General features: G+C 66.2%; 23 protein-coding genes and 1 pseudogene. 18 read left to right on the forward strand and 6 right to left on the reverse strand.

The window, feature by feature from the left end:
• The first annotated feature begins 92 nt into the window (after window positions 1–92).
• Genes phnG through TSA1_RS02840 form a run of 9 tightly spaced genes read left to right on the forward strand, consistent with a single transcriptional unit; the run spans window position 93 to window position 7,075 of the window.
• A complete protein-coding gene (gene phnG, locus TSA1_RS02800) occupies window positions 93–557 on the forward strand; it encodes a phosphonate C-P lyase system protein PhnG (protein WP_174718718.1) in 465 nt (154 codons plus the stop codon).
• 4 nt (window positions 558–561) lie between these two features.
• Window positions 562–1,170, forward strand: coding sequence for a phosphonate C-P lyase system protein PhnH (gene phnH, locus TSA1_RS02805; RefSeq protein WP_174718719.1), 609 nt, complete (start codon window positions 562–564; stop codon window positions 1,168–1,170).
• A gap of 3 nt (window positions 1,171–1,173) precedes the next feature.
• Window positions 1,174–2,277, forward strand: coding sequence for a carbon-phosphorus lyase complex subunit (locus TSA1_RS02810; protein WP_100175007.1), 1,104 nt, complete (start codon window positions 1,174–1,176; stop codon window positions 2,275–2,277).
• Entirely contained in the window at window positions 2,274–3,170 is an 897-nt protein-coding gene (locus TSA1_RS02815) for an alpha-D-ribose 1-methylphosphonate 5-phosphate C-P-lyase PhnJ (RefSeq protein WP_100175008.1), read from the forward strand. The genes TSA1_RS02810 and TSA1_RS02815 overlap by 4 nt, the downstream gene beginning before the upstream one ends.
• Complete coding sequence (gene phnK / locus TSA1_RS02820; protein ID WP_100175009.1) at window positions 3,163–3,960, forward strand: phosphonate C-P lyase system protein PhnK; 798 nt, start codon at window positions 3,163–3,165, stop codon at window positions 3,958–3,960. The genes TSA1_RS02815 and phnK overlap by 8 nt, the downstream gene beginning before the upstream one ends.
• A 22-nt stretch (window positions 3,961–3,982) precedes the next feature.
• Window positions 3,983–4,681 carry a phosphonate C-P lyase system protein PhnL gene (gene phnL, locus TSA1_RS02825; protein ID WP_174718720.1) on the forward strand — a complete coding sequence of 233 codons (699 nt, stop codon included), beginning with the start codon at window positions 3,983–3,985 and terminating at the stop codon, window positions 4,679–4,681.
• 12 nt (window positions 4,682–4,693) lie between these two features.
• A complete protein-coding gene (locus tag TSA1_RS02830; RefSeq protein ID WP_100175011.1) occupies window positions 4,694–5,842 on the forward strand; it encodes an alpha-D-ribose 1-methylphosphonate 5-triphosphate diphosphatase in 1,149 nt (382 codons plus the stop codon).
• Complete coding sequence (gene phnN / locus TSA1_RS02835; protein ID WP_100175012.1) at window positions 5,839–6,435, forward strand: phosphonate metabolism protein/1,5-bisphosphokinase (PRPP-forming) PhnN; 597 nt, start codon at window positions 5,839–5,841, stop codon at window positions 6,433–6,435. The genes TSA1_RS02830 and phnN overlap by 4 nt, the downstream gene beginning before the upstream one ends.
• 28 nt (window positions 6,436–6,463) lie before the next feature.
• Window positions 6,464–7,075: a pyridoxamine 5'-phosphate oxidase family protein gene (locus TSA1_RS02840; protein ID WP_100175013.1), complete on the forward strand. Its 612-nt coding sequence runs from the start codon at window positions 6,464–6,466 to the stop codon at window positions 7,073–7,075.
• Window positions 7,076–7,272: 197 nt separating this feature from the next.
• Here TSA1_RS02840 and TSA1_RS02845 read toward each other — a convergent pair whose 3' ends face one another.
• Entirely contained in the window at window positions 7,273–8,004 is a 732-nt protein-coding gene (locus TSA1_RS02845; RefSeq protein WP_100175014.1) for an SDR family NAD(P)-dependent oxidoreductase, read from the reverse strand.
• 388 nt (window positions 8,005–8,392) lie between these two features.
• Between TSA1_RS02845 and TSA1_RS02850 the strand changes: the two genes are divergently transcribed.
• From TSA1_RS02850 to TSA1_RS02860, 3 genes are read left to right on the forward strand one after another with little or no spacing between them, the layout of a single operon-like run.
• Window positions 8,393–8,587, forward strand: coding sequence for a hypothetical protein (locus tag TSA1_RS02850; RefSeq protein ID WP_100175015.1), 195 nt, complete (start codon window positions 8,393–8,395; stop codon window positions 8,585–8,587).
• A gap of 28 nt (window positions 8,588–8,615) precedes the next feature.
• Window positions 8,616–9,569 carry an aliphatic sulfonate ABC transporter substrate-binding protein gene (locus TSA1_RS02855; RefSeq protein ID WP_100175016.1) on the forward strand — a complete coding sequence of 318 codons (954 nt, stop codon included), beginning with the start codon at window positions 8,616–8,618 and terminating at the stop codon, window positions 9,567–9,569.
• A gap of 28 nt (window positions 9,570–9,597) precedes the next feature.
• The gene (locus TSA1_RS02860; RefSeq protein WP_100175017.1) at window positions 9,598–10,536 is read left to right on the forward strand and encodes a TauD/TfdA dioxygenase family protein; all 939 of its coding nucleotides are present in this window, start codon (window positions 9,598–9,600) and stop codon (window positions 10,534–10,536) included.
• Window positions 10,537–10,936: 400 nt separating this feature from the next.
• Here TSA1_RS02860 and TSA1_RS40560 read toward each other — a convergent pair.
• From TSA1_RS40560 to TSA1_RS02890, 4 genes and pseudogenes are all read right to left on the reverse strand, one after another.
• Window positions 10,937–11,071: pseudogene (locus tag TSA1_RS40560) on the reverse strand (DNA-binding protein); the annotation flags it as partial.
• Between the two features lie 68 nt (window positions 11,072–11,139).
• Window positions 11,140–11,922, reverse strand: a complete 783-nt coding sequence (locus TSA1_RS02870) for an alpha/beta fold hydrolase (RefSeq protein ID WP_100175018.1) — start codon at window positions 11,920–11,922, stop codon at window positions 11,140–11,142.
• 4 nt (window positions 11,923–11,926) lie between these two features.
• Window positions 11,927–13,222 carry an O-acetylhomoserine aminocarboxypropyltransferase gene (locus TSA1_RS02875; RefSeq protein ID WP_100175019.1) on the reverse strand — a complete coding sequence of 432 codons (1,296 nt, stop codon included), beginning with the start codon at window positions 13,220–13,222 and terminating at the stop codon, window positions 11,927–11,929.
• Between the two features lie 257 nt (window positions 13,223–13,479).
• Window positions 13,480–14,271 carry an IclR family transcriptional regulator gene (locus TSA1_RS02890; protein ID WP_174718722.1) on the reverse strand — a complete coding sequence of 264 codons (792 nt, stop codon included), beginning with the start codon at window positions 14,269–14,271 and terminating at the stop codon, window positions 13,480–13,482.
• Window positions 14,272–14,400: 129 nt separating this feature from the next.
• Here TSA1_RS02890 and TSA1_RS02895 point away from each other — a divergent pair, with 129 nt between their 5' ends.
• From TSA1_RS02895 to TSA1_RS02920, 6 genes are read left to right on the forward strand one after another with little or no spacing between them, the layout of a single operon-like run.
• Entirely contained in the window at window positions 14,401–15,366 is a 966-nt protein-coding gene (locus TSA1_RS02895) for a Bug family tripartite tricarboxylate transporter substrate binding protein (RefSeq protein WP_100175022.1), read from the forward strand.
• Window positions 15,367–15,369: 3 nt separating this feature from the next.
• The gene (locus TSA1_RS02900; protein WP_100175023.1) at window positions 15,370–15,987 is read left to right on the forward strand and encodes a flavin reductase family protein; all 618 of its coding nucleotides are present in this window, start codon (window positions 15,370–15,372) and stop codon (window positions 15,985–15,987) included.
• A gap of 41 nt (window positions 15,988–16,028) precedes the next feature.
• Window positions 16,029–16,889: a fumarylacetoacetate hydrolase family protein gene (locus TSA1_RS02905; RefSeq protein WP_100175024.1), complete on the forward strand. Its 861-nt coding sequence runs from the start codon at window positions 16,029–16,031 to the stop codon at window positions 16,887–16,889.
• Window positions 16,890–16,892: 3 nt separating this feature from the next.
• Window positions 16,893–17,696: a 2-oxo-hept-4-ene-1,7-dioate hydratase gene (gene hpaH, locus TSA1_RS02910; RefSeq protein ID WP_100175025.1), complete on the forward strand. Its 804-nt coding sequence runs from the start codon at window positions 16,893–16,895 to the stop codon at window positions 17,694–17,696.
• A 25-nt stretch (window positions 17,697–17,721) separates the two neighbouring features.
• Window positions 17,722–18,108: a RidA family protein gene (locus TSA1_RS02915; protein WP_100175026.1), complete on the forward strand. Its 387-nt coding sequence runs from the start codon at window positions 17,722–17,724 to the stop codon at window positions 18,106–18,108.
• Window positions 18,109–18,121: 13 nt separating this feature from the next.
• The gene (locus TSA1_RS02920) at window positions 18,122–18,997 is read left to right on the forward strand and encodes an amidohydrolase family protein (RefSeq protein ID WP_100175027.1); all 876 of its coding nucleotides are present in this window, start codon (window positions 18,122–18,124) and stop codon (window positions 18,995–18,997) included.
• A 169-nt stretch (window positions 18,998–19,166) separates the two neighbouring features.
• Here TSA1_RS02920 and TSA1_RS02925 read toward each other — a convergent pair whose 3' ends face one another.
• Entirely contained in the window at window positions 19,167–20,162 is a 996-nt protein-coding gene (locus TSA1_RS02925; RefSeq protein WP_100175028.1) for an LLM class flavin-dependent oxidoreductase, read from the reverse strand.
• Between the last annotated feature and the right edge of the window lie 17 nt (window positions 20,163–20,179).

Consider the following 20,179-nt stretch of genomic DNA (forward strand, 5'->3'; position numbering starts at 1 on the left):
ACGCCTTTGTCACGAAACAGTCATGGCGCTCTCGTATGAAGTTGTCTATTATCATAGACAACTTCGATGCGGCAAGTTCTGTCAGAGGTTCGGTGGATCGGGTGACCCAGCACAACAACCAGCAAGCCCAGCGCAAGGCCGCGATGGCCGTGCTGGCGCACGCGGAGGCGGGCGAGATCGCCGCCCGTCTCCGCGACTTCTCTCTTCCGGCCCATCAGGATCTGCGCGCGCCGGAAAACGGCCTCGTCATGCTGCGCGGCCGGGTCGGCGGCGACGGCGCGCCGTTCAACCTCGGCGAAGCCACGGTGTCGCGCGCGGCGGTGCGGCTTGCCAGCGGCGAGGTCGGCTTCGGCTACACGCTCGGGCGCGACGGCGAGAAGGCGCGGCTGATCGCGCTGTGCGATGCGCTGGTGCAGTCCCGGGATTTCGGTGGAGCGGTGGAGCGGGACGTAATCGCGCCGTTGCGCGAGCAGCTTATGATTCGCCGCGAGCAGGCGGCGGCCGAGACCGCTGCCACGAAGGTTGATTTCTACACCATGGTGCGTGGTGAGGGGTGAGGTCATGACCACGATTGCGGAACTGCCGCCGGGTTTCGCCGACAAGGTGCTGTCGGCGCAGTCGACCTTTCGCTCGGTGATGGACGCGATGGCGCGGCCCGGCTCGGTCCAGCGCATCGTGCCGGGAGCGGGGGCACCCGGGGCGATGATGCGCGGTACCGCCGCGATCGCGCTGACGCTGTTCGACCACGACACGCCGCTCTGGCTCGATGCGCGGATGGCGGAAGGGCCGGACGTGTTGAAATGGCTCAAGTTCCACACCGGCGCGCCGGTGGTGCAGGATTCGTCCATCGCGAGCTTTGCGCTGATCGGCGACGGCGCCGCGCTGCCGGCGCTGGAGCGTTTCGCGCTCGGCAGCAGCGAATATCCGGACCGTTCGACCACGTTGATCCTCCAGGTCGAGAGTCTCGAATCGGGCCGCCCCTTCGAGCTGCGCGGCCCGGGCATCGACGGCACTGCGATGCTCCAGGCGTCGATCAAGCCGTTCGATCTGTTCGAGCGCCTGCATCTCAACGAGGCGCTGTTTCCGCGCGGCATCGACGTGGTGCTGGTCGCCGATGACGCCGTGGTCGCGATCCCCCGCACCACGCGCGTCGTGAGCAAGGGAAGCTGAAGCATGTATGTCGCAGTCAAGGGCGGCGAACGCGCCATCGAGAACGCCCATCGCCTGCTCGCCCACAAGCGGCGCGGCGACCAGAGCGTTCCGGAAGTCACGCTCGACCAGATCTCGGAGCAGCTCGGTCTTGCCGTCGATCGCGTCATGAGCGAGGGATCGCTCTATGATCGCGAGCTCGCGGCGCTCGCGATCAAGCAGGCGCGCGGCGACCTGATCGAGGCGATCTTCCTGGTGCGTGCCTTCCGCGCCACGCTGCCGCGTTTCGGCGCCAGCGAGCCGGTCGACACCGGCGCGATGCGGGTGCGGCGGCGGGTGTCCTCGACCTTCAAGGACATTCCGGGCGGCCAGATCCTCGGCCCCACCTTCGACTATACCCATCGCCTGCTCGATCCCGCGCTGGCGCAAGGTTTTGTGCCGGAGATGCCGGCAACGGCTGATTCATCCACCGCACCGACACCGCGCGTGACGGACATTCTCGGCCGCGACGGATTGATCGAATCCTCGCCACAGGCCGAGGACGGCGCCAGCGTCGGCGACCTCACCCGCGAGCCGTTGAATTTCCCCGCCGACCGCGATCTGCGCCTGCAAAACCTCGCGCGCGGCGACGAGGGCTTCCTGCTGGCGATGGGCTATTCCACCCAGCGCGGCTATGGCCGCAATCATCCCTTCGCCGGCGAGATCCGCTTTGGTGAGGTCGAGGTGGAATTCTCGGCCGAAGACGTCGGCTTCGCGGTGCCGCTCGGCGCCATCGAGCTGACCGAGTGCCAGATGGTCAACCAGTTCAAGGGCTCGGCGACCGAAGCGCCGTGCTTCACCCGCGGCTATGGCCTCGCCTTCGGCCAAAGCGAGCGCAAGACCATGTCGATGGCCCTGGTCGATCGCGCGCTGCGCGCTCGCGAACTCGGTGAAGAGGCACTCGCGCCCGCGCAAGATGAAGAATTCGTGATGTCGCATTCGGACAATGTCCAGGCGACCGGCTTCGTCGAGCACCTGAAGCTGCCGCACTATGTCGACTTCCAGTCCGAGCTCGGCCTGCTGCGCAAGCTGCGCAAGGAATTTGCCGAGGCCAATGCGCCTGACGCCATGAAGGAAGCCGCGGAATGAACGCGCCCGCCTACAACTTTGCCTATCTCGACGAGCAGACCAAGCGGATGATCCGGCGCGCGATCCTGAAGGCGATCGCGATCCCCGGCTATCAGGTGCCGTTCGCCAGCCGCGAAATGCCGATGCCCTATGGCTGGGGCACCGGCGGCGTGCAGGTGACCGCGGCGATCCTTGGGCCGCAGGACGTGCTGAAGGTGATCGACCAGGGCTCCGACGACACCACCAACGCGATCTCGATCCGAAAGTTCTTCGCCAAGACCGCGGGCGTTGCCACCACGACCGCGACGGAGGAGGCGACGGTGATCCAGACCCGCCATCGCATCCCCGAGGCGGCGCTCAACGAGAGCCAGGTGCTGGTCTATCAGGTGCCGATCCCGGAGCCGCTGCGCTTTCTCGAGCCGCGGGAGACCGAGACGCGGCGCATGCATGCGCTCGCCGAATACGGCCTGATGCACGTCAAGCTCTACGAGGACATCGCCCGCTTCGGTCACATCGCGACCGCCTACGCCTATCCGGTGAAGGTGAACGCACGCTATGTGATGGACCCGTCGCCGACGCCGAAATTCGACAATCCCAAGATGGACAATTGCCCTGCGCTGCAGCTGTTCGGCGCCGGGCGCGAGAAGCGCATCTACGCGATCCCGCCCTACACGCAGGTGGTGTCGCTCGATTTCGAGGATCACCCGTTCGAGCCCTATCGCTTCAACGCGCCCTGCGCGCTGTGCGCGGCGGAAAATTCCTATCTCGACGAGATCGTCACCGACGACAAGGGCGGTCGCATGTTCGTCTGTTCCGACACCGACTATTGCGAGGGACGTCAGGCCGCCGGCCACCACGGCAGCCTCAGTGCTGCGCCCTACAAGGAGAAGGCGCAGGAGGCGTCGAATGGCTGACCAAGTCCTGCTCGACAACGACGAACCGCTGCTGGTCGCAGAATCCCTCAGCAAGTCCTTCGGCCGCATCGCCGCGTGCCGCGACGTGTCGTTCTCGCTCTATCCCGGCGAGGTGCTGGCGATCGTCGGCGAGTCCGGCTCGGGCAAGTCGACGCTGCTCCAGCTCCTGTCGGGTCAGCTCGCCGCCAGTGCGGGCCACGTGTCCTACCGCATGCGTGACGGTGTCGCGCGCGATCTCGCCACCCTGGGCGAGGCCGAGCGGCGTTTCCTGTTCCGCACCGATTGGGGGTTTGTGCATCAGGACCCCGCCCAGGGCCTGCGCATGGCGGTCTCGGCCGGCGCCAATGTCGGCGAGCGCCTGATGGCGGTGGGGTGGAATCACTATGGCCGCATCCGCGACACCGCGTCCGACTGGCTCACCCGCGTCGAGATCGACACCGCGCGCATCGACGATGCGCCGCGCACCTATTCCGGCGGCATGCGCCAGCGGCTCCAGATCGCCCGCAATCTCGTTACAGAGCCGCGGCTGGTGTTCATGGACGAGCCGACCGGCGGCCTCGATGTCTCCGTGCAGGCGCGCCTGCTCGACCTGCTGCGCGGCCTCGTCGCCGAGCTGCACCTCGCCGTCATCATCGTCACCCACGACCTCGCGGTGGCGCGCCTGTTGTCGCACCGGGTGATGGTGATGAAGGGCGGCCGCGTCATCGAGACCGGTCTCACCGACCAGGTTCTCGACGATCCGCGCGAGCCCTATACCCAGCTCCTCGTCTCCTCGATTCTGCCGCCATGAACTTTACAAGATGAGCTTTCCGATGACCGCCATGATCGATATCGCCGGCGCCAGGAAGACCTTCACGATGCACCTGCAGGGCGGCATCGAACTGCCTGTCGTCAGCGGCGTGACCTTCCACGTCGACCCCGGCGAATGCGTCGTGCTGTCGGGTCCCTCGGGTGCCGGCAAGTCGTCGATCCTGAAGATGATCTTCGGCAATTACCGCTGCGATAGCGGCGGGATCGGCATCCGCCACCGCGGCGCGGTGATCGATCTCGCCACTGCCGAACCGCGCCAGGTCCTCAACGTCCGCCGCTCCACCATCGGCTATGTCAGCCAGTTCCTCCGTGCGGTGCCACGCGTCGCCACCATCGACGTCGTCGCCGAGCCGCTGATCGTGAACGGCATGAGCCGGGCCGACGCACAGGCCCGCGCCGGCGAGTTGCTGCATCGCCTCAACATCCCCGAGCGGCTCTGGCGGCTGCCGCCCGCGACCTTCTCCGGCGGCGAGCAGCAGCGCGTCAACATCGCCCGCGGCTTCATCTCGGATCTGCCGATCCTGCTCCTGGACGAGCCGACCGCCTCGCTCGATGCGGCCAACCGCAGCGTGGTGGTCGAGCTGGTGGCCGAGAAAAAACGCCAGGGCGTTGCCATGGTCGCCATTGTCCATGACGACGAAATCCGTCATTTGATTGCCGACCGCATCGTCGATGTCACCAGCTTTGCCGCCGCGGCCTGAGGGAATTGGGAAATGAAGAAGGAATCCGTGATCGCCAATGCCAGGATCGTGCTGGCCGACCGGGTGATCGAGCAGGGCTGGCTCGCGCTTGCCGACGGACGCATTGCGGAGATCGGCGAGGGGAGGGCGCCCGCGGGTGCCGAGGATGCCGGCGGCGACCTCATCATGCCCGGCCTGATCGAGCTGCACACCGATCATCTGGAAGCGCATTACGTGCCGCGGCCAAAAGTGTTCTGGAATCCGGTCGCCGCCGTGATCTCCTATGACGGCCAGCTCGCGACCTCAGGCATCACCACCGTGTTCGACTCGCTCCGGGTCTGGCGCGAGGACGGCGCCGAGGAGGTCGACGGCCGCGCCGGCGTGCTCGCTGCCGCCATCACCACCGCGCGCGAGGCCAGCCTGCTGCGCGCCGATCACTTTCTGCACCTGCGCTGCGAGATCCCGATGCCGAGCGTGGTCGAGGAGGCCAGGGAGCTGATCGACCGTCCCGACGTCAAGCTGATGTCGCTGATGGACCACACGCCCGGCCAGCGTCAGTTCCGCGACGAGGTCAAGCTGCGCGACTATTACCGCGGCAAGGGCGGCGGCAAGACCGATGCCGAGCTCGACGAGCTGTTCGCCAAGCGCTTCGAGTATCAGAAGCTCTATGCCGCGACCAACATGCGCGAGATCGTGTCGCTCGCACATCAGTACAAGATCCCGCTGGCGAGCCACGACGACACCACCGAGGAGAACGTCGCGGACGCCGTGCGCGACCGCGTGTCAGTCGCGGAATTCCCGACCACGCTGGAAGCCGCGCGCGGCCTGCACCAGGCCGGCATCGACATCCTGATGGGCGCGCCCAACGTCGTGCGCGGCGGCTCGCATTCCGGCAACATCGCCGCGGTCGATCTCGCCCGCGAAGGCCTGCTCGACATCCTGTCGTCGGACTACATCCCGTCCAGCCTCTTGATGGGCGCGCTGCAATTGCCCGAGCATGTGCCCGCCATCAGCCTTCCGGCGGCGATCCGCACCGTGACCAAGGCGCCCGCCGAGGCGGTCGGCCTCACCGACCGCGGCGAGGTCGCGACCGGCAAGCGCGCCGATCTGATCCGCGTGCATGTCGCCGGCAGTGTTCCCGTCGTCCGCAGCGTCTGGCGCGAAGGAAGCCGCGTCGCATGAGCGAGATCCCGGCCAGGGCGCAGGACGATGCGGGCGCGATCGGCCCCGGCCGGCTCGTGCTCGTGGTCGGTCCGAGCGGCGCCGGCAAGGACACGCTGCTGCGGCTTGCGCAGGCCGCCTGCGCCGATGATCGCGGCATCGTCTTCCCGCGCCGGGTCGTGACGCGCGAATCCTCCGCCGACGAAGACAATGTCGCGCTCGGTCCCGACGAATTCCGCCGCGCCCGCGAGCACGGCGATTTCGCCGTGCATTGGGAGGCGCACGGGCATTCCTATGCGCTGCCGAGCGACATCAATGACGATATTCGGGCGGGCCGCACGGTCGTCGCCAATGTCTCGCGCACGGTGATCGGCGCGCTGCGCCGGGCCTATGCCAACGTCATCGTCGTCGCGGTCACGGCGCCGCCGGACGTACTGGCGGCGCGGCTTGCCGCGCGTGCGCGGCAGAGCGACGGCGACATCGCCGAGCGGCTCACCCGCAGCGTCGACGACAAGTCGGCGTACGCCGACGTCACCATCCTCAATGCGGGCAGCCCGGATTATCACAGCCGCCAGCTCGTGCGCGTGATCAGGAACGAAGGCTGGCACGACTGACGGTCGGTGCAACAAAGGAGAGAGTGGAATGACGGTGATCGAAACGGTCGAGCAGTTGGAGGCCATCTACGGTGCCGTTGGTGATGCCTCGACCGTGAAAGTCGCCGACCACGTCACCCCGCTCTACCGCATCTTCATCGAGAAGGCGCCGTTTGCGGCCCTTGCCACCATCGGGCCCGAAGGCATCGACTGCTCGCCGCGCGGAGACCTCCCCGGTTTCGTCCGCGTCCACGATCCCAGGACGTTGATGCTGCCGGACCGCCGAGGCAACAACCGCGTCGATTCCTTGCGCAACATCGTGCGCGATCCCAGGGTGTCGCTGATGTTCCTGATTCCCGGCTCCGGCAACGCGGTCCGTGCCAATGGCCGCGCCCATCTCTCGATCGATTCCGAGCTGCTGGCCTCATTCAAGGTCGAAGGCAAGGCGCCGCGCAGCGTCATGGTGATGAAGGTGGAGGAGATCTACTTCCAATGCGCCCGCGCCATCGTGCGCTCCGACCTCTGGAATCCCGACAAGCGCATCGACCCGAAGACGCTGCCGACACCCGGCCAGATTCTCGCCGAGATGAGCGACAACAAGGTCGGCGGTGCGGAGTACGACCGCATCTGGCCGGAGCGCGCTGCTGCGACGATGTGGTGAACCTCGTACTCTCCGCGAGCCCGGAATCGTAGGATGGGCAAAGGCGCACTTGCGCCGTGCCCACGAATTCTCTCCAATTACGCGCAACTCGTGGGCACGCTTCCGCCTTCGCTCTCCGAGCTACGGCGGACAAGTCGCTTTGCCTACCTACGGCACCTCCCGAGCCTGACGGCGGCGTACGCTTCGCCGCCGTCCCCTCAATTGAACGCCATCCCGCCGCTCAGCGCGATCGTCTGTCCGGTCATATAGGCGTTGTCGACCAGCAGCATCACTGCCTTCGCCACCTCATCCGCAGTGCCGAAGCGGCCGAGTGGGATGCGGCTGACGAGCTGGGGCTGGCCGCTCATCATGTCGGTCTCGATCAGCGACGGCGCCACGGCGTTGACGGTGATGCCTTCCTTGACCAGCCGTGCCGCATAGCCTCGCGTGAGGCCCTCCATGCCGGCCTTGGACGCGTTGTAATGCGGGCCGATCGAACCGGCGCCGCGCGCCGCGCCCGAGGAGATGTTGACGATCCGACCCCATTTTCGCGGCCGCATCGACGGCAACACAGCTTGCGTGCAGAGGAAGGCGGATTTCAGATTGACCAGGATGGTGCGGTCGAAATCGTCCTCGGTGAGATCGTCGACGCCGCGCGTGATCGCAATGCCGGCATTGTTGACGAGGATATCGATCGGCCCGAGCCCGGCCGTGACGCGCTCGACCATCGCAGCCACGGCCCCGGCTTGCGAGACGTCGGCAGCTACGACGATGGCGCGTCCGCCCTGCTCGCCGATCTCGCCCGCCAGCTTCTCGGCTTGCCCGATCTGCTCGCGGCAGTTGATCGCCACCGCCGCACCGGCATCAGCGAGCGCACGACAGACGGCAGCGCCAATTCCGCGCGATCCGCCGGTGACGAGCGCGATGCGCCCCTTCATGGTATCCGTCATGTCGTCCTCCCGCACGTCTCTTGCGCCTCTCAAGGCAACGGTACCACGCTATGGACCCCTGCGTGTTGACATCATCGCGAGATGATTTCGGCTGCGGCGGCTTGCGCGCAGAGAAGTGCGTGCACGCGACCGCGGCAAATATGGATAGCCATTTCATTGACCGATCGGGTCAATCCCTCGATATTCGAAATATCGAAACTGCATCGTCGAGCCGAAAGCCGCCGCATGAGATCGAATGACCAGCGAGTGAGAAGCGACATGCGCAAGCGCATGATGCGTCGCTGCGTCTCGGCCGCGACCGGCGCCTGTTGTCGCTGCTGATCGCCGAGCCAAATCCCGATCGCAATCTCTTGACAGGAACGCCGACCCGTTCGGCGAACGAGCAGCCATGCCCAAAGCCTATATCATCGAAGTTCACGACCGCACCGCCGGCATCATCGCCAGCGACGAGCGCAGCTTCCGCTTCTTCTCCTCCGAGCGCCTGTTCGACAGCCTCGAAGGTCGCCAGTTCCGCTCGGCCCGGGACGCCGAACGCGCCGCACGCGCCGTGTTCGCGGAGCGCCGGCACCTTGTCTCAATCTGAGCACCAGCAGACCGAAAGGACTTTGCAAATGATCACGCGACGACACATCATCGCCGGCGCTCTATTGCTGGCTAGCGCGGCCGGTTCCCCCGCGCACGCCGAGGACAAGCCGGCCGAGATCCGCATCGGCACGCAGAAAGGCGGCTTCTTCCCCGCCGTGCGCCAGCGCCACACCGTCGAGAATGCCTTTAAGCCGCTCGGCATCGAGATCAAGTGGATCGACTTCCAGTTCGGTCCGCCGCTGCTGGAGGCCATCAATGTCGGCAGCGTCGATTTCGGTTTCGTCGGCGACTCCCCGCCGATCTTCGCGCAGGCCGGCGGCGCTAGGATCCGCTACGTCGCTGCGGTGAAATCCGACGGCAACACCCAGGCGATCGTCGTGCCGAAGGATTCGGCCATCAAGACGCTCGCCGATCTCAAGGGCAAGCGGGTTGCCTTCGGCAAGGGATCGAGCGCGCATAATCTGCTGGTCGCTGCGCTCGAAAAGGCCGGCCTGTCCTGGTCAGATATCACGCCGGCGCCGCTTGCGCCTGCCGATGCGACGGCCGCCTTCATCAAGGGCTCGGTCGACGCCTGGTCGATCTGGGACCCATATCTCGCGCTCGCCGAGCTGAAGGAAAGCGCGCGCGTCATCGCTTTCGACAAGGACGTGCACAAGCCGAATGCCTTCTACATCGCGGGCTCCGACTTCGTGGACAAGTACCCGTCGCTGCTCGCGAAGCTCAATGCCGCCTTCGCCGCCGAAGGCGGTTGGGCCAACGGCCATCACGAGGAAGTCGCCAAGGCGCAGGCCGAGGCCACTGGCGTCGACATCAAGGCTGTCAGGCGCTTCGTCGATCGCTCCAACTTCAGCGTGGTGCCGATCGATGCCGAGGTGATCAGGAGCCAGCAGGCGGTCGCCGATCGCTTTGTGAGGCTCGGCCTGATCCCGAAGCCGGTCAACGTCTCCGACATCGTCTGGAAATGGAATCCGGGCTCCTGAGCGGGGCATCTTTTGAAGGAGTAGCAGTATGAGTTTCTACAGAGACTTCAACGACAAGCTCGCGATCGAACGGTGGAACACGCGCCGGCGCGAACCGTTCGAGACGATCAAGGTCAGGCAGCTCTCGCCGACCGTCGGCGCGGAGATCTCCGGTATCGATCTCTCCAAGGAGGTGAGCGAGACGCAATTCGCCGAAATCAGGCGGGCGATCGACGAGAACCTTGCCGTGATCTTCCGCGACCAGAAACTGTCGCCGGAGGATCATAAGCGCTTCGCGCGCCGCTTCGGCAAGTCGCTGCACCGGCATGAGCTGGCGGCCACGCGTTTCAAGGGCGATGGTCCGTTCGATCCGGAATTCCTGTCATGGAAGACAGGCCGGGACTCGCGCTTCACTGCCGGCGACGGTTGGCATCCCGACGTGTCCTGCGATCCCAGCCCGATCGCCTATTCGCTGCTGCGGGTAACGAAGACCCCACCGCTCGGCGGCGATACCGCCTTCGCCAACATGTATCTCGCCTACGAATTCCTGTCGGATCCGATCAAGCAATTGCTCGACGGCCTGACCGCCATCCACGATGGGTCGCTGGCCTGGACCGCCGGCTATGGTGCGAAGCCTGATCCCGGCAAGACCTATCCGCAGACCGAGCACCCGGTGGTGCCGATCCATCCGCGCACGGGACGAAAGTTCCTCTATGTGAATGCGTCCTTCACCTCGCATATCGTGCAACTGACGCGGCGGGAAAGCGACGCCATTCTGCAGTTCCTGTTCCGGCATGTCGAAAGCCAGCTTGCGTTGCAGACGCGCGTCAACTGGCAGCCGAATTCGCTGCTGGTATGGGACAATTGGGCGAGCCAGCACCACGCGATCTGGGATTACTACCCCGAAGAACGCTGGGGCGAGCGCGTCTCGGTGGTGACCGGAGAGGCACCGCGAGCCCGGGTCGATCTCGGCGAGGCCGCCGAGTAGCTTCGCCCCACGCGGCGCTCCGACCTACCTCCGACGGCGCGCCCTGGTGCGTGCCGCATTCTTTGCGGCAGTGGAGCGTGGAGCGGGCCTTGGCACCCTTGGTCCGGCTGGCCTTCCGCGCCGCGGCCGAACGGGATGCGGCGGTTCGTCGGCTCGCGGCGCGCTTGCCCTGCTTCGACAGCGCGCTGCGCGAGGCGGTCGAGCGCGACTCCTTCTTCAGCACGTTCGTGGCGGCGCGCGACACTTTGGGCCGGCGCTTCGGCGTGCGTTTACCCTGGCCGACCTCGTACGCGTATTCGGCGCTGCGGCGCGTCGATCTCTTCGTGCGTCCCTTGCGCGGTGGCGGCAGGTCGACGCCGGCGCGGCGTGCCTCCGACAGGCCGATGGCAATGGCCTGCTTCGTCGAGCGCGCGCCGTGCTTGCCTTTCCGGATCCTGTCGATCTCGTCCTTGACGAATTCGCCGGCCTGCGTGCTGGCCGATTTGCCCGCGCGCTTGTCTTGTCTCGCTTTGCGAATGACTTCCTGTCTCGGCATGGTCGAGTTCCCCTTCTTGAGCGTGAGGGATGTCTGACCGCAACGCGCGAGGCGGAAGATCGATCCGCTTAGTTCCGCAGCGCCGCCAGCAATTCGTCCGGCCGCTCGGCCATGATCATGTGGCCGGCGCCCGCCACCACGACCGTCTTCGCATGCGGGATCGCGGCGGCAAGCGCCTTGCCCGCCTTCGCCGGCGTCATCATGTCCCGCTCGCCGAGGATGAGCGTCGTCGGCACCTTCACGCTTGCGGCGGCGGCAAGCGCATTGGCGTAGGCGTTGCACGCCGACAAATCCCTGAACAGCACGCCCGGCTCGCACGCTTTCAGCACGGCTTGCGCGCCACCATGCATCCAAAGGCCCGGCGCGAGGCTGCCGCCGAGCTCGGCGTTGAAGCCGAGACCCCAGATCGAGACCATGTCGTTCGCATCCTGCGAATTGGCCTCCGCCGCTTTCAAGAGATCCGGGCCGACCGTCATGGTCGCGGCGGTGCCGATCAGGCTCAGCGCGGAGACTTTTTCGGGATGCCGCGCGGCGGTCTCCAGCGAGATCAGCGATCCCATGGAGTGGCCGATCAGATGCGCCTTCGTTGCTCCTGCCGCATCGAGCAGCGCCGCGGTCCAGTCGGCCATCTCGGCGATGCTGCCGAGCGAAGGCCCGGTCGAGCGGCCGTGACCGGGAAGATCTGGCGCCAGCACGCCAAAGCCGTGATGGGCGAACCAGCGGGTGTGCAGCGCCCAGGTCGAGTGGTCGAAGCCGGCGCCGTGGAGGAAGACGACCGTGGGCAGCGACTTGTCGAAGTCGCGGCCGCCGGTTGCGGCGAACACCTCGAGGCCGTTGACGGAAAGCTTCATGGTGTCAGACCTTCTGCGAGATGCGCAGCGCCTGCGCGAGATCGTCGATGATGTCGCTTGCCGTCTCGATGCCGACCGACAGCCGCACCAGCTCTTCGCCGATGCCGGCCGCCTTGAGCTGCTCGGCATCCATCTGCTGATGCGTGGTCGAAGCCGGGTGGATCACCAGCGTCTTGGCATCGCCGACATTGGCGAGATGGCTGATCATGCGCAAGCTCTCGATGAACTTGCGCCCCGCAGGACGGCCGCCCTTGATGCCGAAGGAGATGATCGAGCCGGCGCCGCGCGGCAGCAGCTGCTTGGCCAGCTGATAATCCGCGTGCGTCTCCAGCGAGGGATGCAGCACCCAGTCCACGGCCTTGCTGGATTTCAGTGCCTCGAGCACGAGATGCGTGTTCTGCATGTGCCGGTCCATGCGCACGCCCAGCGTCTCGACGCCCTGCAGCAGCTGGAACGCGTTGGTCGGCGACAGGCAGGCGCCGAAATCGCGCAGGCCTTCGGTCCGCGCGCGCATGATGAAAGCCGCGGTGCCGAACTGCTCGTCGAAGACGATGCCGTGATAGCCGCCATAGGGCTCGGTCAGCACGGCGAATTTGCCGGAGCCGCGCCAGTCGAAGCGGCCGCCGTCAATGATGGCGCCGCCGATCGCGATGCCGTGGCCGCCGATCCATTTGGTCGCCGAATGCATGACGATGTCGGCGCCGAGCTCGATGGGGCGGCTGAGATAGGGCGTGGCAAAAGTGTTGTCGATCAGCAGCGGAATTTTTGCCGCATGCGCGATCGCCGCGACCTCAGGGATGTCGAGCACCTCGAGCCCGGGATTGCCGATGGTCTCGCCGATCACGAGCTTCGTGTTCGGCTTGATCGCTGCGCGGAACGCGTCGTGGTCGCGCGGCTTGACGAAGCTGGTGGTGATGCCGAAGCGCGGCAGCGTGTGCGCCAGCAAATTGATGGTGCCGCCATAGAGCGAGCTCGACGCCACGATGTGGTCGCCGGCATTCAAGAGCGTCGCGATGGCGAGATGCAGCGCCGCCATGCCGCTCGCGGTGCAGATCGCGCCGACGCCGCCTTCGAGTGCGGCGAGCCGCTCCTCCAGCACGCCCGTGGTCGGGTTGGAGATGCGCGTATAGATGTGGCCGGCGCGCTCCAGGTTGAACAGCGCGGCGGCGTGGTCGGAATCCTGGAACACGTAGGACGTGGTCTGGTAGATCGGCACCGCCCGGGCGCCGGTCACGGGATCCGGGTGCTGGCCCGCATGCAGGCTCAGGGTCTCGAAGGCAGGCGGCTTTGGCGCGGGCATGCGTGGCCTCGTTTGGTCGGTCGGCGGTGGGGGCGTTGTGCCATAAAACGGAGTGCGACGTCAGCCCATTGACAGCGGTGGTGCGCCCGCTCTCCCCGCTTGCGGGGAGAGGGTTGGGGTGAGGGGGAGTCTCCGCGGGGACGGTGGCAGTAGGACTCGCGGAGAGTCCCCCTCACCCGGAATTCAAGCTTCGCTCGAATTCCGGCCTCTCCCCGCAAGCGGGGAGAGGCGAAGGAGCACCGTCAGCACGTCAACGCTCAACCCCCGATCGCCTGCTCGATGACCTTGGCCTCCCGCAGCAGGATGTCCGCGACCTCCTGCTCCCGCCTCGGCCCGAGCCTCGTGCGAACAGCGGAGACCGTCATCGCCGCGGCCGGTTGTCCGTCGGGCGTCTTGATCCAGGTCGAGATCGATTTCGTGCCCTGGATCAGGCCGATCTCCCTCATGCCGTATCCGAGCCGCCGCGCGGCGGTGATCTCGCCAAGGACCGTCGCCATGTCGGTCTTGTACGTCTCGAACCTCTTCTCGTTGGCCGCGACGATCTTTCGCGCATCCTGCGCCGGCATCGCCGCAAGGATCGCAACACCGGCACTCGAGACGCCGAGCGGCCGGCGCGCGCCGACCTCGATCGACAGCACCTGGATCGGATAGATGCCGATCCGGCGATCGACGCACAGCGTGTCGTTGCCGGTGCGCACGGTGAGGAACAGCGTGTCGCCGATCTCGGCGGAGGCGCGTTGCAGCGACGGATTGGCAGCGATCAAGAGCCGCGACGGGCGGGGACGCGCCAGCGCCAGCTCGGGCACCTGGTTGCCGATCGCGTAGTGGCCGCTGCGCTCGTTCCGCTCGACGATGCCTTCCTCGATCAGCACGTGCACGATGCGATGCACGGTGGGGCGGGTGAGGCCGGTGGCCTGCACGACCTCGGCCAATGGCACACCGGCCTCGCCGCCTGCGGCAAGAATGCGCAGCACGGCGAGTGCGCGCCGGATCGCCTGCGCGCCCTGCCGCGGTGATGTCGCGTGACGGGCGAATTTGGTCTTGTCCATAATATGGACAAGAACGCCACAATTCACTCGACAGGTAAAGCGCGCATCTGGAGATTGCGGGCCGATCGAGTTGCCTTGCGCCACGTCGGGCATTCGACATGAAATTGGAAGCGCTGCCGGGAGGTTAACATGAGATTAATCTGGATTGCCATAGCCGCTGCAGCCGCGATGCTGGCGGGGCCTGCCTCTGGCCAGCAATGGCCGGCGCGGAACGTGAAGCTGATCGTGCCTTATCCGGCCGGCGGCAATGTCGACAGCGCCGCGCGCATCGTCGCCGACAAGCTGCAGGAAAAGCTCGGCCAGCCCTTCATCATCGAGAACAAGGCCGGCGCCGGCGGCATGATCGCGGGCGAGGCGTTCGCGAAGTCGGCGCCCGACGGCTACACCCTGTTCGTCGGCGCCAACGGCCCGGTGCTGTTCGCGACCGAGATCAACAAGCGTGATGCCTATAATTGGAAGAAGGACTTCATGCCGATCTCGACGATCTCGATGACACCGCTGGTGCTCGAGGTGCATCCGTCGGTGCAGGCCAACACTTTCAAGGAATTCATCGATCTCGCCAAGCGCGAGCCCGGCAAGCTGACCATGGCCTCGCCCGGCCCCGGCACCACCAACCATCTGCTCAGCGAGCTGATGCAGGAGAACCTCGGCCTGCAATGGGTCACCGCGCATTATCGCGGCAATGCGCCTGCCATCAACGACCTGCTCGGCGGCCAGGTGCAGTTCGCGTTCGACCAGCTCACGGTCAGCCTCCAGCACATCAAGGCCGGCCTGTTCCGCGCGCTCGCCGTCACCAGCCCGCACCGCCTGAAATCGCTGCCCGACGTGCCGACCTTCGCCGAGCTCGGCTACAAGGACTTTGACGGCCAGACCTTTACCGGCTTGTTTGCGCCCGCGGGCACGCCGGCGCCCGTCATCGACAAGCTGCACGAGGCGCTGTCTGCGATCCTGAAGGACCCCGCCGTAGTCGACAAGTTCGAGAAGCTCGGCGGCGAAGCCACGCCGATGACGCCGGACGAGTTCAAGGCCTATCTCGAGCGCGAGGACGCCAAGTGGATTCCGGTGGTGCGCAAGGCCAACATCAGGGCTGAATGATCGATGCGGATTGATCCGACTGAGCTCGGCGCGGAGCGCATCTATCGCCTGATGACCGGCATCGTGGTGCCGCGCCCGATCGCGTGGGTCACGAGCCTGTCAGCCACCGGCGTGCTCAACCTCGCGCCTTTCAGCGCCTTCACCTTCGTCTCGCAGAAGCCGCCGATGCTCGCCATCAGCGTCGGCCGCAAGGGTGCTGACTACAAGGACACCGCGCACAACATCCTCGACACCGAGGAATACGTCATCCACATCGCCGATACGCCGCTGATGAACGCGGTGCACGACTCATCGATCGAGCATCCGTCTGACGTGAGCGAGGTCGAAAAGCTGGGTCTCGAGACGATCGCAAGCGAGCGCATCAAGGTGCCGCGGCTGGCCGCCGCGCCGGTCGCGATGGAATGCCGCTTCCGCCAGTGCCTGGAGTTCGGCGACGCCAAGAGCCGGCTCATCGTCGGCGAGGTCGTGATGTTCCATCTGCGCGAGGGCCTCGTGAACGACGGCAAGGTCGAGACCAAAGCGCTCGACCCGATCGCGCGCATCGGCGGTCCGCGCTACGCCCGGCTCGGCGAGATCGTGACGCTGAACACGGTCTTCCAGACTCCCAAATCGAAAGACTGAGCGCGCCCGCCGCGCTGCCCGAACACCATTGGAGAACGACCATGCGCCTCGTAAGCTATCTCTTGGATGGAGAGCCGCGCTACGGCGCGGCCGTCGCTGATGGCGTCATCGATCTGACCAGGCGGATCGGCCGGGACTTCTCCGACGTGAAGGCGCTGATCGCCGCCAACGCGCTCGCCGACGCGCAGGAGGCCGTCGCCGGACAAAAGCCCGATTACGCGCTGGACAAGCTCGTCCTGCTGCCGCCGGTGCTGGCGCCGGAAAAGCTCTGGTGCATCGGCGTCAACTACGCCGAGCGCAACGCCGAATATAAAGACAATTCCGACCTGCCCAAATATCCCAGCCTGTTCGTGCGCAGCATGTCGTCGATGACGGGCTCCGGTCAGCCGCTCGAGAAGCCCAAGGTCTCCGAGCAGCTCGACTATGAGGGCGAGCTCGTCATCGTGATCGGGCAGGGCGGACGTCACATTCCGCGCGAGAAGGCGTGGTCGCACATCTTCGGCATGACCCTGTGCAACGAGGGCACCATCCGCGACTGGCTGCGCCACGGCAAGTTCAACGTCACGCAGGGCAAGAACTTCGATCGCTCCGGCAGCATCGGTCCGTGGATCGTGACGTCGGACGAGCTCGATCCGCGCGGGCCGCATGACATCGTCACCCGCGTCAACGGCGAGGTCCGGCAGCAGGACACCACCGAGCGGCTGATGTTCCCGTTCGACTTCATCATCTCCTATCTCTCGACCTTCGCCACGCTCAAGCCCGGCGACATGATCGTGACGGGCACGCCGACCGGGGCGGGCGCGCGCTTCGATCCACCGCGCTGGCTGAAAGTCGGCGACGTCGTCGAGGTCGAGTCGAGCCGCATCGGCGTGCTCCGCAACACCGTCGCCGCGGAGCAATAGACGATGCTGGACAATGCGACGATCGAACGCCTTGCCGCGCGCCTCGACGAGGCCGAGCGTACAAAGACGCTGATTCCGATGTTCACGAAGGAATATCCGGATTTCAGCATCGAGGATGCCTACGCCGTCCAGCGGGCCTGGACCAAGCTCCAGCTCGGCCGCGGCCGCATCATCAGGGGCCACAAGATCGGCCTGACCTCGAAGGCGATGCAGAACGCGGTCGGCATCAACGAGCCCGACTACGGCGTGCTGTTCGCCGACATGTTCTATGCCGACGCGACGCCGATCCCGTTCGACCGCTTCCACGCGCCGCGCATCGAGGTCGAGCTCGCCTTCGTGCTGAAGGCGCCGCTGCGGGGGCCGGATTGCACCATCTTCGACGTGCTCAACGCCACCGATTACGTCACGCCCGCGCTGGAGATCCTGGAGACGCGCATGCACCGCGTCGATCCCGAGACCGGCAAGACGCGCAAGGTCATGGACACGATCTCGGACAACGCGGCGAATGCCGCGCTGGTGCTTGGCGGCCGGCCGATCCGCCCCATGGATGCGGATCTGCGCTGGATCGGCGCGCTGCTGTTCCGCAATGGCGAGGTCGAGGAGACCGGGCTTGCCGCCGGCGTGCTCAATCACCCCGCCAACGGCATCGCCTGGCTGGCCAACCGCCTCGCGCCGCATGACGAGCATCTCAAGGCCGGCGAGATCGTGCTGGCGGGCTCGTTCACGCGGCCCGTCGACATCCGCCGCGGCGACACCTTCCACGCCGATTACGGCGCGTTCGGCTCGGTGTCGTGCCAGTTCGTCTGAACCAGATATCGAGAGGGAGCGCACCATGACACGGCGCAAGAGCATCCACATCGGCGGCTTCAAGCACGTCAACCCGATTCCGAACGCCTGCCGCATCGGCAATCTCGTGATGTCCGGCGTCATCCTCGGCCGCGATCCCGCGACCAACGCGATGCCGGAGAGCCTCGATGCCCAATGCGCCAACATGTTCGCGCATATGAAGGCGACGGTGGAGGCTGCCGGCGGCTCGACCTCCGACATCATCAAGATGACGGTGTGGCTGAAGGACCGCGGCAACCGCGGGCCCATCAATGTCGAATGGCTCAAGATGTTTCCGGACGAGCATTCCCGGCCCGCGCGTCACGCGCTGCCGATGGACAATATGGATGGCGGCGCGCTGGTGCAGTGCGACTTCACCGCCGTGATCGACTGAGGGAGTTTTGCACATGCCGACCTATCTGCCGTTCGATCCCAATCCGCGCCGCCCGAGCAAGGCGCCGCCGCCGAAGACCGTCGACAGCCAGTTCCACGTGCTGGGTCCGATCGAGAAATATCCGGAGCGTCCCGGCGCAGCCTATCGGATGCCGACCGCGACCTGGGAAGCGGCGCTGCGCATGCACAGGGCGCTCGGCATCGAGCGCGGCATCATCGTGCAGACCACGACCTACGGCGCCGACCATGCCGTCGTGCTCGACGGGCTCGCGGCGATGGGCCCGAATTATCGCGGCTGCGCCAATGCGCTGGTGTTCGCGGAAGCGAACGATGCCTATCTCGCCAAGCTGCACGACGCCGGCGTGCGCGGCGCGCGCTTCAGCTTCCGCCAGGAGCTGGGCGCGGTGCTGTCGGACGCCGATTTCGCCCGCGCCATCGCCCGCATCCGCGAGCTCGGCTGGTACGCCAAAATCCAGCCGGAGAAGGACGGCATCATGTCGAGCGTCGCCAAATACGAGAATCTCGACGTGCCCGTGCTGATCGACCACATGGCGCGCCCGGACCCCGAAGCAGGCAGGAACGATCCGAATTTGCGCAAGATGCTGGAGCTGCTCGGCAAGGGCAATTTCTGGGTCATGCTGTCGCTCGGCGAAAAAACCTCAAAGACCGGAGCTCCTTACGACGACGTGATCCCGATCGCGCGCGCCTATATCGAGGCCGCAATCGACCGCTGCGTCTGGGCCAGCGACTGGCCGCATCCGGTCTCGGTGAAGCAGCCGCCGAACGACGCCGATCTGCTCGAGCTGATGTACCGCTACGCCGCCGACCAGACGGAGCTGGAGAAGATCCTGGTGCACAATCCGGCCAAGCTTTTCGGCTTTCCGGATTAGAATTCGAGTTGTCGCCACAAACGCGGTGAACTCCCTCTCCCGCTTGCGGGAGAGGGTTGGGGTGAGGGCTCTCTCCTCCTGGGGAGTGTCCCTTTGCGGAGACACCCTCTCCCCAGCCCTCCCCCGCAGGCGGGGGAGGGGGCGCAGCTTCGTCGGCGCTCGACCGCGCTCACATCGTCAGCCTCTCCCTTACCCCCGCCGCGATCTCGAACGAGCGCAGCCGCGCCGCGTGGTCGTAGATCTGGCCCGTGGTCATCAACTCGTCCGCGCCGGTATCGGTGATCAACGCCCTCAGCTTCGCCTCGACCACACCCGGCGAGCCGACCGCAGAGCACGACAGCGACTGCCCCACCATAGCCTTCTCGGCCGGCGACCACAGCGCGTCCATGTCGTCGACCGGCGGCGGCAGCGGGCCCGGCGTGCCGCGGCGCAGATTGATGAACGCCTGCTGCAGCGAGGAGAATATCCGCTGTGCCTCGGCGTCGCTGTCGGCCGCGAACACGTTGACGCCAATCATCGCATAGGGCTTGTCGAGCTGCGCCGACGGCTCGAAGCGCGCGCGATATTCGCGCAGCGCCGGCATCATCATCTGCGGCGCGAAATGCGAGGCGAACGCGAACGGCAGCCCGAGCATGGCGGCAAGCTGCGCGCCAAAGGTGCTCGATCCCAATATCCACAGCGGCACCTTCGTTCCCATGCCGGGCACGGCGCGGATCGTCTGGTTCGGCTGCGCGTCACCGAGCAGCGCCTGCAATTCCAGCACGTCCTGCGGAAAGTTCTCCGAGCTGGTGGCGAGGTCGCGCCGCAGCGCCCGTGCCGTAAACTGGTCGGTGCCCGGCGCCCGCCCGAGCCCGAGGTCGATCCGTCCGGGATAGAGCGAGGCCAGTGTGCCGAACTGCTCGGCGATGACCAGCGGCGAATGGTTCGGCAGCATGATCCCGCCGGAGCCGACGCGGATCGTTGTCGTCCCGCCCGCGATGTGCCCGATCACCACCGACGTCGCGGCGCTGGCGATGCCCGTCATGTTGTGATGCTCGGCGAGCCAAAATCGCTTGTAGCCCCAGCCTTCCGCATGCCGGGCGAGATCGAGCGAGTTGCGGAACGCCTGCGCGGCGTCGCCGCCCTGGCAGATCGGCGCGAGGTCGAGCACGGAGAAGGGGATCATGGGGAGGCACCTGAAGG

The sequence above is a fragment of the Bradyrhizobium nitroreducens genome, from assembly GCF_002776695.1.
Lineage (GTDB): Bacteria > Pseudomonadota > Alphaproteobacteria > Rhizobiales > Xanthobacteraceae > Bradyrhizobium > Bradyrhizobium nitroreducens.